The sequence below is a fragment of the Nitratidesulfovibrio sp. D1 genome, from assembly GCF_051133415.1.
In the GTDB taxonomy this organism is placed as follows: Bacteria; Desulfobacterota; Desulfovibrionia; order Desulfovibrionales; family Desulfovibrionaceae; genus Cupidesulfovibrio.
The window spans coordinates 567,161-580,151 of the sequence record NZ_JBPGNZ010000004.1 but is presented as its reverse complement, the minus strand read 5'-3'; the positions used below and the strand labels follow the sequence as shown (position 1 = coordinate 580,151).

Here is a 12,991-nt window from a genome sequence, read left to right as displayed (position 1 = left end):
CCCCCCCCCCCCCCCCCCCCCCCCCCCCCCCCCCCCCCCCCCCCCCCCCCCCCCCCCCCCACATTCTCTTCATCGGTTTTCTTCCGTCCCCCCCCCTCCGCTACCCCTCGGGCTTCACGCCATCGCGCGGCACGTCCTCGTAGCCGGTGAACATGGCGGCGATGTGCGCGGAGAGGGTGTGGCCGGTGGTGGTCATGTATACATGCACGATGACGAAGGCCAGGAAGGCGAACGCGCCCAGGGTGTGCAGCACGGCCACGGCCTTCAGGGTCAGGCTGCCCGCGAAGCCGAGTTGCGGCCACTGGTTGTAGGTGTAGTAGAGAAAGCCGGTGATCATCTGGAACGGCACCAGGAACGAGACGATGCCGAGGTAGGTGAGCCGTTGCAGGGGGTTGTGCTTGGCGCGTTCGCTCTTGGGCACGGGGTGGGGTTCGCCCCTGAAGATGCCGGAGAGGTAGTAGCGCACTACGTCCATGAGCTTCAGGAACGTGGGCACGTAGTGCTTCCATTCGTCGGTGACGGCCATCCAGAACACGATGAAGGCGTACAGCACCAGCCACGACCACGCGCAGAAGTTGTGCACGGCGAAGGCCCGCTCGAAGCCCAGCAGGGCGAAGGTGCCGTGGATTTCGAAACCGGTGACCAGCAGTACGAGGATGAGCAGGGTCTGCGCCCAGTGCCAGAACCGCTCGAACCGGCTGTACAGGTAGAGTCGTTCGGTGGCGTGCATGGCTAGTCCTCCTTGCGGTTGTTGCGGCCGCGCGCGGCCAGGCGCAGGAACCCGTGCACGCCCACGGCCAGCACGGACCCGGCCACGGCGATCCACCCCGCGGCGTCCACGCCCGCGTTGCGGTCGCGCCCCGGCATCCATACCCCGGTGACGGCGGCAAGGCGGCTGCCCGCGGGCTTGTGGCATTCGCCGCAGGTCACGGACCGTTCCTTGGGGGCCACCTGGTGGGTGATGGGGTAGTAGTAGACGGTGTCCACGAATTCCAGCTTGCCGCTGAAGGGCAGGTTCAGCGACTTCTGCCCGGCCTCCACGGCCTTCTGCCAGTCATAGGTCTTCCAGTAGGCGGCGTCGTCCTTGCCGAACAGGTGCGGGGCCACGAAGGTGCGGTTGCCCGCGTCGAAGGGCTGGCGGCCCCGGTGCGCCTTGAAGGGCATGATGCGCGACCTGGGGTCGGCGGGGCTGCCGTCGATGCGGTTGATCGTCACCGGCTGCGAGGTGTCGGCGATGACGTCGGTGAGCAGCAGGAATTCCATGCGGCCGTTGGACCAGTGGTATTCGGGAACGACGTCCTTTTCCCAGCGGAAGTCGCCCTTCTTGCTGTCGTAGACGGCCTTGCCGAAGGGACCCTTTTCCGCGAACGGCTTGCCGTCCTTCTTCTTGCCCGCCGTGGACCAGTCCCACCACATCTTGGTGGCCTGTTCACGGGCAAAGGCGGGGATGTGGCAGGTCTGGCAGGCCAGCTTGTCGGTGTGGTCGTTGGCCTTGTGCCCGGCCTTGTGCGGGGTTGCGGTGTGGCACGATTCGCAGGCGATACGGTGTACCCGGTCGTCGTCCAGCACGCTGGTGCGCTCGGTGAAGGCGGGCTGCTTGTAGGTGCGCCCGGCGATGACGTGGGCCTCGGTGGTGTGGCAGCGCTGGCAGGTGAAGTTGGCGCCCTTCACGTCCATGTGCACGTCCAGTTCGCGGCCGGGCTTGAACATGGTGGAGTCGAGGTCGCCGTGCTTCACCGCGTCGCCCCCGCCGCCGTAGAAATGGCAGGTGCCGCAGTTGTCGCGGGTGGGGCGGCCCACCGAGGCGGCGATGGCGTTGTAGTCGGGCGGGTTGAAGGTCTTGCCCTCGAACTCGGTGGCTTCGCTGACGGGCAGCCCGGCCATGGTGGGGAACTTCTTGTAGGTGCCGGTGTGGTCGTGACAGACCATGCAGTCCACGTTTTCCTGCGACGAGAAGTCGAACTGCGCGTTCTTCCAGCCGAAGCCCGCATGGCACGAGGTGCAGCGCGGCTCGTTGGACGGGATGGCGATGCAGAAATTGTTGAAGGTGATGCCGCCCTTGCCCATCTTGCGTTCCGGGTCGGCCGGGTCCAGCCAGGTCCAGTGGATGGTCTTGTGCACCTGCTGCGCGGCGGCGTTATGGCACGACAGGCAGGCCTTGGTCACTTCCTGCGGCGTGGCGAAGGGCTGTTGCAGGGCCGGGTGGCGGGAATGGTCGGCGGTGATGGCGTGGGCCTCGGGCTTCTTTACCGCTCCGGTGGCCCCGGCGGGCACCTCCGTGGCCAGTTGCGCGGCGCGCGCGGGGGCGGCCGGGGCAAGGGACAGGGACAGAAACAGGGCAAGGCCCGCAACCAGGCACGGCAGCGGAAGCAACAGGGCGGCCAGCGGTACGGGGAGCAGGGCGGGCGGCGAACCGCCGTGCGCCCGGTGGGCGGAAACGTGTGGCGACGGCATGGGGACTCCTCCTTCGGCTTCAGCGGGTAAGCCCGGCGCTACGCGCGGGGCGGATGTTCCGGCAGATGATGTCGGGCGTGGTCCGCGCCCTTTGGCGGGGTGTGGCGCGGTGCGGTCCAGGCGGACCGGCCCGCCAGGGCCAGCGCCAGCGAGACCAGGCCCAGCAGCCCGGCCAGGCCCAGGTGCGTCCAGTCGAGATACATGGTCAGGATGGGGCCCCAGTCGAAGCCGGGCAGGTTCTTGGCCACCCGCATGGCTCCGGTAACGACGAGCGCCGCTACCAGCCACAGGCGGACCGCGCCGCCGCCCGTCAGACGATGCGCGGCGAACAGGCGGGACAGGCGCGGCCCGGCAAAGGTCCGCACGGCCAGCCACGCGGAAAGGGCCAGCAGCACGGCGGCGGCCGCGTAGTGCATGAGGTGGGTGAAATAAAAATCGGCGGTCCAGGCCAGCCCGGGCACGGAGGAAATGCCGTAGCGCGCGGCAATGGGCATCTGGGCCATGCCGGTGACCCCGAGCACGCTGGCGCAGGCGATCCACAGCCAGCGGGCCATGGGCAGGGGGCGGGCTGGGGATATGGCGGCCCTCGCGTCCGGCGAATCGGGCTCGTCCGGCACATTGGGCGCATCGGGTCGGGCATCGGCGCGGGCCATGTCGCCAAGGCCGCGCGCCACGCGCAGCAGGGCGGCCCCGGTCCCGGCCAGTGGCGCGGTGACCAGCGCGGCGGCCAGCATGGTTTCGTTGCGCATGGAATCGTCCACGGCGCGGAAGTGCGGCCTGCCGGGGCCCAGCGCGGCGGGCGTCTGCCCCGCGCCGTTCGCCGCGGCCGTGGTCGCGGCTTCCAGTGCGGCCTGGATGGCCGGGAAAGGCACGGGCGAAAGGTAGACGGTCGAGGCGCCGCCGTTCTCGTCAAGGCCGTACAGATACCCGCCGCGCTCTGCGGCCAGGCGGCGGGCCTCGGCGATGACGGCGTCGCGCGGGCCGAAGGACTGCACCGCGTTGGGGCAGGCTTCGATGCAGGTCGGGGTGCCGCCGCGCGCCACCACGTCGGCGCAGCGGTCGCACTTGTACATCACCCCGTTGCCCGCGTAGCGGGGCAGCAGGTCCAGGTACAGTCCCACGCCGGTCTGGCGCTGGGGGATGTGCCACGGGCACACCGTGCGGCACTTGGCCCCGCCCAGACAGATGTCCGCGTCGATGGACACGGTGCCGCTGGCCTCGCGCCGGGCCGCGCCCCACGGGCACAGGTTGGCGCAGGGCGGGTTGTCGCAGTGCAGGCAGCGGCGGGGGATGTTCAGGTCCACGGATTGCCCGCCGTATTCCACGGTTACGCTCTGGATGTACAGCCAGTTGTAGGGGGTCAGGCGGTCGTCCACGTCGCGCCGGGCGGACCAGTCCTCGGCCTTGACCGAGGCCGGGAACATGGGCGGAAAGGGCTTCTTCGGCTCCGGATGCCGGGCCGCGTTGCGCTCGCGGCAGGCCTGCACGCAGGCCCCGCAGCCCACGCAGGCGGAAATGTCGATGAGGGTGGCGAAGGGGCCACTGGCGGAACCCGAGCCGTCCCGTCCGGAGGGCGCGGGCGCGCTGCCACCCGCGCCCGCGCCCTCTGCCGTGGAGGGGAACATGCCGGTTGCGAGGGGGACGGACCCGGCGAGCCCGGTGCCCGCGAGGCCCTTGAGAAACCCGCGCCGCGACAGGCGGCGGGGTGAAATGGCGCGGCTGCGTGAAGTCATGTGGTCGTCCGTGTGCTGGTGTCGGTGCGGGGCGGGCGCGCCGTGGCGACACGGCCCCCCCCCGCTTTCCCTTGAGCAGGAAGCGTGCCCGGACGTCGGATTCATGTTTGTCTTTTGGAACCAGCCTGTTGCATGCATGGCGGTGGCGGGAAAGCCTGCTTGCGCGGTGGGGAATATTCGGCATATGATGCGCCATATGATGAAATTTTGATCATGTGCCGCGTGGCGCCGCGTCCGGTCCCGCCCCGGCCCCCCATGGTTTCCGCACTCGTCGCACCAAGGAGTACCCAGCATGGACGCCCTCGAATCCGGTCGTTTCCTGCGCGAGGTCATCAACACCATCAACGACGGCTTCTTCCTGGTGGGGCCGGACGGCCGCATCCTGATGGCCAACCCGGCCCTGGAACGGCTGACCGGCTACGAGGCGGGCGAGCTGACGGGCCAGACCTGCGCGGTACTCAACTGCGACGCCTGCGTGCGTTCGCGCTCGCTGGGCGGCGGCCACTGGTGCCGTCTGTTCGACCGCAAGGACGAGCACCGCAAACGCTGCACGCTGGTGCGGCGCGACGGCACCAGCCTGACCGTGCTCAAGAACGCCAAGGTGCTGAAGGACGGCGACCGGGTCATCGCGGCGGTGGAGACCATCACCGACATCACCGCCGTGGTGGAGAAGGACCGGCGCATCGAGGAGCTTTCGCGCCTGCTGGGGTCGGACGAGGGCTTCGCGGGCATGGTGGGCACCTCGGCCGTCATGCAGCGGGTGTTCCGGATCATCGAGCGGGCGGCGGAAAGCGACGCCCCGGTGCTGGTGCTGGGGCCGTCGGGCACGGGCAAGGAACTGGCCGCGCGGGCCATCCACGAACTGGGCCGCCGCAAGAACGGGGCCTACGTGCAGCTGAACTGCGCGGCCCTGAACGAGGCGCTGCTGGAAAGCGAGCTGTTCGGCCACGTGCGCGGGGCGTTCACCGGGGCCATCCGCGACCGGCAGGGCCGCTTCGAGGCGGCCCACGGCGGCGACATCTTCCTCGACGAGATCGGCGACATCCCCCTGCCCATCCAGGTGAAGCTGCTGCGCGTGCTGGAGACCAAGCGCATCGAGCGGGTGGGCGACAACGCCTCGCGCGAGGTGGACGTGCGCGTCATCGCCGCCACCAACCGCGACCTGGGGCGGCTGGTGCGGGCGGGGCGGTTCCGGGAAGACCTGCTGTTCCGCATCAACGTCATTCCCATCCACCTGCCGCCGCTGGCGGAGCGGCGCGAGGACATCCCCCTGCTGGCCGCCCATTTCCTGAAGGGCATCCGCGAGCGTGACGGCCGCGACGTGACCGGCCTGACGCCCGAAGCCCTGCGCCTGCTCACGGCCTACTCGTGGCCTGGCAACGTGCGCGAACTGCGCAGCGCGCTGGAATATGCCTGCGTCATAGCCGAAGGGGGGCGGCTGGGCGTGGAACACTTGCCCCAGCACATCGCCGGGGCGGCGTGGCATCCGGAATGCGCGGGGCCGGGGATGACGGCGGGACATGCGGGGCATGGGGGCACGGGCGACCGGCACGCTGGCCCGCACCCGGCCCTGGCCGGGCACGAGGCGCAGGGACAGGCGGCCCGCGCGGAGGGCGGGGGCATGCCGCCCGCCGGATCATTGGCCGGCGTATCCGCCGGGGCGTTCATGTACGGGGGGCGTCCCGCCCGGCATGAGCGCGAGCGGGCCGAACTGGTGGAGGCGTTGCGCGCCGCCGGGGGCAATGTCTCGGAGGCGGCGCGGCTGCTGGGGGTGCACCGGGGCACGGTGCGCAACCGCATGTTGCGGTATGGCATCGACGTGCACAGGGCCGTGGGGGGGTAGCCCGCCCAGGCCCTGTCCGGGACTCGCGCGGCGGAGGCCCGAGGGGGGCAGGCCAGTGGACAGCCGCCCGTTGCCGGGAGTATAGAAGGCGGCGTCACCGTCCACGCGCCAACGTACCCAGAGGTTCATTTCATGTCCGCCATCCGCCGCTTCCGCCCCGCCGCCGTGCTGGCCCTGTGCGCCTTGGGCGTGCTGCCCGTCCTGCTCGCCGCCTGCGGGGGGCGTCAGCAGCCTGCGCCGCAGGCGCAGGAACAGGCCCTGCCCGCCAGGCCCATCCTGGAATTCATGACCGGCAATCCGTCCGGGTCCTCCGCCGTGCTGGACGACCCGGAATTCGGCACCGGCATCCGGGTGGTGGTGGAAGGGCTGTTCATCTCGGCCACCGGCGAGGAATGCCGCCGGGCCACGCTGCTTTCCGAGCACGGCGAGGCGGAGGTGGTCATTGCCTGCCGCCCGGTGGGCAGCGGCGACGACACCGCGTGGCAGATGGCCCCCCGTATCTGGGGGCAGGGGATTTCCCGGCCGCCGCAGTAGAAGATTTCCGCGTTCCCGCGCGTGCCGGATGGCTTCCGGCTTCGGGCGGGGAAGCGCCTTTCCCGCCGGAACCTTCATGACAGCCGCACCACGTTTCCATCCGCCGGGTGCGCACCGCGCCCGGCGTAGCCGATTACGGATACCCGCCATGGATACCGCACCGCTTTTCCGCCACGCCGCGCCGCGCCGCGCGGGGGCCGCCGCATGGCCGCCCGTCCTTGAACCCAGGGTCCCCCGGCTTGCACTGGTCCTGCTGCTCGTGCTGGCCGTGCTGCTTGGCCCGGCGGGCTCCACCGCGCTTGCCGCCCCGTCCGAGGCCAAGTCGCCCGCATCTTCCGGAGCCGCCTTGCCCTCCGGCGCGGCGGCCGACCTGCCGCCCTTCGCCGCCAACCTGTTCCAGGGCAACTTCGGGCAGGCCCGCAGCGCCGAGGCGCGCGAACTGGCCCCCGGCGACCGGCTGGTGCTGCGCCTGTGGGGCGACCGCAACTACGACGGCGTGGTCATGGTGAACGATGCGGGCGACATCGAGTTGCAGGACCTGGGCGGGGTGCCCGTGGCCGGGCTGGCCCAGGCCCAGGTCACCGAGGCCATCCGCAGCAAGCTCAGCGCGGCGGGCGTGGAGAACGTGCAGGTCTACGTCAGCCCCATGGACGGGCGTCCGGTATCGGTCTTCGTCACCGGGTTCGTGATGAAGCCGGGCCGCTACGGCGGTTCGCCGTCCGATTCGGTGCTGGCCTTCCTGGACCGCGCGGGCGGCATCGACCCCCGGCGCGGCAGCTACCGCACCATCCGCCTGCTGCGCGGCGGGGCGGAGATGGGCAGCTTCGACCTGTACCCCTTCGCGCTCAAGGGCGCGTTGCCGCTGGTGCGCCTGCAGGATGGCGACACCATCGTGGTGGGCGAAAAGGGCCCGGCCGTGTCCGCCAGCGGCGAAATCCGCAACGCGGCGCGCTTCGAATTCCGCAAGGGCGAGGCCACCGGGGCCAGGCTGGCCGAAATGGCCGACCCGCTGGCCACGGCCTCGCACGCCAGCATTGTGGGCACCCGCAACGGCGCGCCCTTCAACCTGTACCTGCCCCTGCGCGAATTCCGCACCCTGCCGCTGGCCGACGGCGACCGGGTGGAATTTCTGGCCGACACTCCCGGCGACACCATCATGGTGGAGGTGCAGGGGGCCATCCGGGGGGCGTCGCGCTTTCCGCTCAAGCGCACCGCCCGCTTGCGCGACGTGCAGCAGTACATCGCCGTGGACGCCGACCGGGCCGACCTGACCGGCCTGTACATCAAGCGGCGCAGCGTGGCGGCCCGCCAGAAGCGCGCCATCGAGGACGCCCTGCGCCGGCTGGAGGAAAGCTCGTTCACGGCTACCTCGTCCAGTCCGGAAGAGGCGCAGATCCGCAACCACGAGGCGGAGATGATCGGCAAGTTCGCCGAAAAGGCCCGCAACGTGACGCCCGAGGGCATCGTGGTGGTGGGCAGCGGCGGCAAGGTGGCCGACATCGCGCTGGAGGACGGCGACGTCATCGTCATTCCCGAAAAGAGCGACGTGGTGCTGGTGACCGGCGAGGTGGTGATGCCCCAGGCCATCGTGTGGAACGGCGACAAGCGGCTGAAGGACTACGTGCGCGGCGCGGGCGGCTACACCAACCGCGCGGACACCGGCACCATCCTGCTGGTGCGTCCCAATGGCGAGGTGTTCCGCACCGCCGACACCACCATCGCGGCGGGCGACCAACTGCTGGTGCTGCCGCGCGTGGATTCCAAGAACCTGCAGACGGTCAAGGACATGTCGCAGATTCTCTACCAGATCGCGGTGGCGACCAAGGTGGTCATCGGCCTGTAGGGCGGCGGGAAGACTGGCCGGGCCGGAAGCAGACGGAGAAGCACATGAAGGACCGCGACCCCAAGGGGCAGGACCGGCGGGAAGACGCCAGCGAGGAACTCTGCCTCACGGAGGAGGAACGCCGCGCCCTGCGCGCCGCCCGGCGCGATGCCCTGCTGGATGCGCCGCTGGACCTGCGCACGCGCGTGCAGGAGGACAAGCGCCGCAAGCGGCGCGACGCGCCCAAGCACAAGGGGCGGGCGCTGGAGGACGGCGACTCGGGGGGCGGTGGGCCCGCCGGAGAAGACTAACCGGACCGGATTCCGGTTACGGCAGGAAATGCGGAAGCGCCGATGGATGTGATCCAGCGGCGCTCTTTTTGCGCTCCGGCTGTGGGCCGGAGGGGAATGTTGCGATCAACGGGGGCGAACGCATGGGGGATGGCGTCCCCGCGCGGCGTCCACAGGCCGGTCAGGCCGTGGAGCAGGTCTTGCGCAGGGTCTCCAGTTCTTCTTCGTCGTCGGCGGGGTTGCCCAGGTCCAGCACGTGGCGGCCCATGACGTAGTGCATCAGGCGCGGCCGCTCGGCCGATTCCTCCAGCGCGTCGATGATCCGGGCGATGCGCCGGGTGGAGCGCAACACGCCGTCCAGCTGTTCGGTCAGTTGCAGGGTGTCCATGCCGTGCAGGGCGGTGGCCAGCCGCGCGGCGGCGGCGTGGGCCTTGGAACCCTCGGGCAGGAGTTCGCGCAACTCGTCGGCGGCGTGCACGGCGTCGTCCCAGTCGTCGGCCATGTCGTCCAGAAGTTCCGCGCAGTATTCCGCGTGGTTGCGCAGGATGGCCAGGGCGTTGTTGCCGTGGTGGGCCACGGCCCCGGCGGCCTTTTCCAGCGCGTCGCGGGCCACGGCTACGCGGCTGCCGGTGGTCAGGGCCACGATGCGCGAGCATTTGGCCAGAAAGCGCGCGTCGTAGCTGTCGAAGCCGTGCTCGCGTTCGGAATACAGCAGCACCAGCCCGAAGGGCGGGCGGCCGCCCCGGTCGCGCAGCACGAAGGCCAGGCGCGAGCGGTAGCCCACCTTGTAGGCCATGCAGTCGTAGGATTCGCCGCCGCGGTCCATGCCCATCAGGTTGTTGGAGAGCACGTGGCGGGTGCCGTCGCACACCGCCCGCATGACCGGATGCCCGGCCAGACCTTCTTCCAGCACCGGCGAGAAGAGCGGGATGGGCCCGCCGTCCTCGCGTTCCGCCGCGATGATCTGCCATTCGCCGTCGTCGTCGCGCAGGCGGCACACGAACATGTCGGCGTGGAAGGCGCGCAGCAGCACGGCGGCGCTTTCGCGCAGCACCACTTCCGGCGGGGCCATTTCGTCGGCGATGCCCAGAAGTTCGCTGGTAACGCGCAGCAGGGTTTCCGTGTCGTGGCGCTGGGCGGTGAGGCCGGACAGCAGCTGCATCAGGTCGCGCCAGTTGCGGATGGGCGCGGCGTGCATGTCGGGCCGCCAGCCGGTGTCCAGCACGGCCTTGGCGGCGGGCAGCAGGGCGAGGATGGCGGCGCGCGCCTTGGGCGGCGCGGAGCGGAGCAGCAGTGAGATGTCCTGCCGCAACGTGCGGGGGGCGGTGGGGGGCATGAGGGGCGGATTCACGGTCCGTCTGCCGGTTCGCAAGTCGTCGCGAAAGCGCGGCGCGGGCACGGGTGTCCGCCGCCGCGGGAGAAGGCGGCACGGCGGGCACGGGGCGGCGCGGGGCGCGGCGTCAGGCCGCGCGAGTGCTACATAGATATCCGACGACGCAATGTCCAGTACAAAAGCACAAGGTGTTTGACATGACCGCCGCCCCTGCACTATGAGCAGTATCCCATCACGGTCGGTAGCGGCCCGCGGGGCCGCCATGGCGGTCTTGACTGTCCTGCCGCATCGTCCTGCCATATCGGGGCGGTTAGCTCAGCTGGTAGAGCGTCGGCCTTACAAGCCGAATGCCGGGGGTTCGATCCCCTCACCGCCCACCATCCTGAAGAATGAAGGGGTTCGTCGCATGCGACGAACCCCTTTTCGTGTCGGGTGCGGGCCACGCCCGCGCCAACCCGGCTACGACTTCATGCTCTCGATGATGGCGCGCAGTTCCTCGGCCATGCGGGCCACTTCCGCTATGGCCAGGGCCGACTGGTTCATGGCCTCGGCCGTCTCGCCGGAGATGACGTTCAGTTCTTCCGTGGCCCGGGCGATCTGCTCGCTGGCCGCCGACTGTTCCTCGGCGGCCGATGCGATGGACCGCACCATGTCCGCCGTGTCCACGGAAACGCTGAGTATCTCGCGCAGCGAGGCGCCCGCCTGGGCCGACCGTTCGGCCGAGGCGTTGGCGTCGGCGTCGGCCAGGCCCATCAGGTCCACGCTCTTCTGGGTCACCTGCTGGATGGCCCGGATGACCTGCCCCACCTCGCCGGTGGCGTTCATGGTCTTTTCCGCCAGCTTGCGCACCTCGTCGGCCACCACGGCGAAGCCGCGCCCGGCGTCCCCGGCCCGGGCCGCCTCGATGGCCGCGTTCAGGGCCAGCAGGTTGGTCTGGTCGGCGATGTCCGAGATCATGTCGATGATGGCGCCGATGCCGTCGGCCTGCCTGCCCAGTTCGTGCAGGCTGCCGCCCATTTCCGCCATGCGGTCGCGCAGGGCGCGGATGGAGCCCACCGTGTCCTGCACCACCTTTTCGCCCTGCCCGGCGCGCGAGCGGGCGAGGTCGGCGTTTTCTGCCGCGCTGCCCGCGCTACGCGCCACCTCCAGGATGGAGGCGTTCATCTGTTCCACGGCCGTGGCCGACTCGGCAACGCGGGTCTTCTGGTTTTCCGTGCCCCGGCTGGATTCCTCGATCTGCGACGCAAGCTCTTCCGCCGCCGTGGACAGCCGGGCCGAAACGTCCATGGCGGCACGGGCCGCCTCGGCGATGCGGTCGCGCTGGGCCTCGATCTGCTGCTGCTTTTCCACCATCTCGCTGATGTCGTTCCAGAACGAGATGGAGCCCAGCAGTACGCCGTCCATGTCGTAGAACGGCGTGGTCACCACGCTGATGTGCACGGTGCGCCTGCCGTCCCGCGACGTCCACACGGTCTGCCCGGTCAGGGTGCGCCGTTCCTTGATGGCCTTGTCGGACAAGGTTTCGCGGTCCGGGTCGAACCAGTAGAATTCGCCGGACTTCAGGCCGTAATGGTCGGAGGGCGGATTGGGCCTGCCCAGCAGTTCACAGACCTGGGTGTTGGCCCAGGACATGGTGAAGTCGGGCGCCACGATGCCGCACGGGGTGGGAATGCTTTCCAGCACGCCCCGGGCAAAGCCCAGTTCGTGCTTGATGCGGTCCTTCATGCGCCGGGTGTTGTCGGCAAGCTGCGCCAGTTCGCAGGAAAAGCGGCCTTCCAGCGTGGTGCCGAAGTTGCCGCCGGCGATGTCCGCCGTGAATTGCCCCACGGCCTGCAACGGCACCACCACCAGCCTGCGCAGCAGCAGCACGACCGTTACGGCCAGCACCACGCAGACCAGCGCGGCGATGCCCGCCACCACGTTGCGCAGGAAGTACGCCTCCGCCAGCAGTTCCGACTCGTTCACGGTGCTGGCCATGATCCAGCCGGTCTGGGCGACGCGGGTGTACGCCGCCAGCTTGCGCGCGCCCTTGAATTCGTACTCCAGCGTCCCGCGCGGGTTGGCCAGCATCTCGCGCACGAACGGCATGTCCTTGCCCGGTTGCAGCAGCATGGCCGGGTCGGGGTGGGCAATGAAGGTGCCGTCGGCGTCGAGTATGTACAGGTAGCCGGTCTGCCCGACCTTGATGGGCGAGATGGCGGTTTCGGTGAACGCATTGAAGTCGAAGGATATCTGCACCCCGCCGGTGACCGCCCCGGATGCGTCGCGCAGGGCGGTGGCCATGCGGAAGATCATCCGGCCGCCGTCACCCTTCGCCACGGTCTTGTCCAGGGCCGTTTCGCTGCCGTTCAGCACCTGGCGGACCACGGCGTGCCCGCTCTTGTCCTTTCCGCGTTCGTCCTCGCCCCCGTTGTTGGCGCCGGCCACCACCACGCCGCGCCGGTCGAAGGCGTAGGCCGACCAGATTTCCTTGTAGGTGCGCAGGTAGTCGCGGAAGCGCCCCTGGGCCACGCCGTTCTCGTCCCGGCCGTCCGCCACCGCCTCCACGATGGCCCTTTGCCGGGCCAGGGCGGCGGTCAGCTTCTTTTCGTTCTCCAGGTTGAGATCGGTGGCTATCCGCGCCGTGTCCACCAGCCCTTGCGAACTGGCCTGGCGCAGGTGCAGCGCCAGATTCGTGGTGGCCGACATGACGTACCAGCCCAGCCCGCCGAAGCCTGCCACCAGCAGGGCCACGACCAGCGCGCCGATTCTGGTATTCAGCCTGTCGAAAAATCCCGTTGTGCCCCGCATTGTGCCTCCCTGATGATGCAGCCCCTCTGTGTTTCATCGGCAGTCATGCCGGAGAGGTTAGCGCGCGAGGCGAAATTTTAAAGTATTTTCCGGGGGATGGCAGCGCGGCACATTCTAACGGAAAATGCATGTTGAGTGCCGTATTCCAGATTGCGTATGATATCCGGTAGCTGCGGCCACGCAGGAGGTAAT

General features: G+C 69.7%; 9 protein-coding genes and 1 tRNA gene. 5 read left to right on the top strand and 5 right to left on the bottom strand.

Annotated elements, in window-relative coordinates; all coding sequences use genetic code 11:
- Nucleotides 1–100: 100 nt before the first annotated feature.
- Genes ACR4XJ_RS10515 through ACR4XJ_RS10505 form a run of 3 tightly spaced genes read right to left on the bottom strand, consistent with a single transcriptional unit; the run spans nucleotide 101 to nucleotide 4,187 of the window.
- Complete coding sequence (locus ACR4XJ_RS10515) at nucleotides 101–730, bottom strand: cytochrome b/b6 domain-containing protein (protein ID WP_434755162.1); 630 nt, start codon at nucleotides 728–730, stop codon at nucleotides 101–103.
- A gap of 2 nt (nucleotides 731–732) precedes the next feature.
- On the bottom strand, nucleotides 733–2,454 hold the full coding sequence (locus ACR4XJ_RS10510; protein WP_434755161.1) for a tetrathionate reductase family octaheme c-type cytochrome: 1,722 nt from the start codon (nucleotides 2,452–2,454) through the stop codon (nucleotides 733–735).
- Between the two features lie 38 nt (nucleotides 2,455–2,492).
- Nucleotides 2,493–4,187, bottom strand: coding sequence for a 4Fe-4S dicluster domain-containing protein (locus ACR4XJ_RS10505; protein ID WP_434755160.1), 1,695 nt, complete (start codon nucleotides 4,185–4,187; stop codon nucleotides 2,493–2,495).
- Nucleotides 4,188–4,479: 292 nt separating this feature from the next.
- On the opposite strand from ACR4XJ_RS10505, the gene ACR4XJ_RS10500 reads away from it, so the two are divergent.
- From ACR4XJ_RS10500 to ACR4XJ_RS10485, 4 genes are all read left to right on the top strand, one after another.
- Nucleotides 4,480–6,030 carry a sigma-54 interaction domain-containing protein gene (locus ACR4XJ_RS10500; protein ID WP_434755159.1) on the top strand — a complete coding sequence of 517 codons (1,551 nt, stop codon included), beginning with the start codon at nucleotides 4,480–4,482 and terminating at the stop codon, nucleotides 6,028–6,030.
- A gap of 132 nt (nucleotides 6,031–6,162) precedes the next feature.
- Nucleotides 6,163–6,564: a DVU3141 family protein gene (locus tag ACR4XJ_RS10495; protein WP_434755158.1), complete on the top strand. Its 402-nt coding sequence runs from the start codon at nucleotides 6,163–6,165 to the stop codon at nucleotides 6,562–6,564.
- Nucleotides 6,565–6,712: 148 nt separating this feature from the next.
- A complete protein-coding gene (locus tag ACR4XJ_RS10490; protein WP_434755157.1) occupies nucleotides 6,713–8,407 on the top strand; it encodes a polysaccharide biosynthesis/export family protein in 1,695 nt (564 codons plus the stop codon).
- Nucleotides 8,408–8,451: 44 nt separating this feature from the next.
- Complete coding sequence (locus tag ACR4XJ_RS10485) at nucleotides 8,452–8,697, top strand: hypothetical protein (RefSeq protein ID WP_434755156.1); 246 nt, start codon at nucleotides 8,452–8,454, stop codon at nucleotides 8,695–8,697.
- Nucleotides 8,698–8,857: 160 nt separating this feature from the next.
- Here ACR4XJ_RS10485 and ACR4XJ_RS10480 read toward each other — a convergent pair whose 3' ends face one another.
- Entirely contained in the window at nucleotides 8,858–10,012 is a 1,155-nt protein-coding gene (locus ACR4XJ_RS10480) for a hypothetical protein (RefSeq protein WP_434755174.1), read from the bottom strand.
- A gap of 301 nt (nucleotides 10,013–10,313) precedes the next feature.
- Here ACR4XJ_RS10480 and ACR4XJ_RS10475 point away from each other — a divergent pair.
- A tRNA-Val gene (locus ACR4XJ_RS10475) sits at nucleotides 10,314–10,389 on the top strand.
- Between the two features lie 79 nt (nucleotides 10,390–10,468).
- Here the strand turns inward: ACR4XJ_RS10475 and ACR4XJ_RS10470 are convergent.
- Nucleotides 10,469–12,799, bottom strand: coding sequence for a methyl-accepting chemotaxis protein (locus tag ACR4XJ_RS10470; protein ID WP_434755155.1), 2,331 nt, complete (start codon nucleotides 12,797–12,799; stop codon nucleotides 10,469–10,471).
- Nucleotides 12,800–12,991 lie beyond the last annotated feature (192 nt).

Coding starts and splice junctions, on each gene's coding strand:
- ACR4XJ_RS10515 (WP_434755162.1), bottom strand. CDS start 730: ATGCACGCCACCGAACGACTCTACCTGTACAGCCGGTTCGAGCGGTTC.
- ACR4XJ_RS10510 (WP_434755161.1), bottom strand. CDS start 2,454: ATGCCGTCGCCACACGTTTCCGCCCACCGGGCGCACGGCGGTTCGCCG.
- ACR4XJ_RS10505 (WP_434755160.1), bottom strand. CDS start 4,187: ATGACTTCACGCAGCCGCGCCATTTCACCCCGCCGCCTGTCGCGGCGC.
- ACR4XJ_RS10500 (WP_434755159.1), top strand. CDS start 4,480: ATGGACGCCCTCGAATCCGGTCGTTTCCTGCGCGAGGTCATCAACACC.
- ACR4XJ_RS10495 (WP_434755158.1), top strand. CDS start 6,163: ATGTCCGCCATCCGCCGCTTCCGCCCCGCCGCCGTGCTGGCCCTGTGC.
- ACR4XJ_RS10490 (WP_434755157.1), top strand. CDS start 6,713: ATGGATACCGCACCGCTTTTCCGCCACGCCGCGCCGCGCCGCGCGGGG.
- ACR4XJ_RS10485 (WP_434755156.1), top strand. CDS start 8,452: ATGAAGGACCGCGACCCCAAGGGGCAGGACCGGCGGGAAGACGCCAGC.
- ACR4XJ_RS10480 (WP_434755174.1), bottom strand. CDS start 10,012: ATGCCCCCCACCGCCCCCCGCACGTTGCGGCAGGACATCTCACTGCTG.
- ACR4XJ_RS10470 (WP_434755155.1), bottom strand. CDS start 12,799: ATGCGGGGCACAACGGGATTTTTCGACAGGCTGAATACCAGAATCGGC.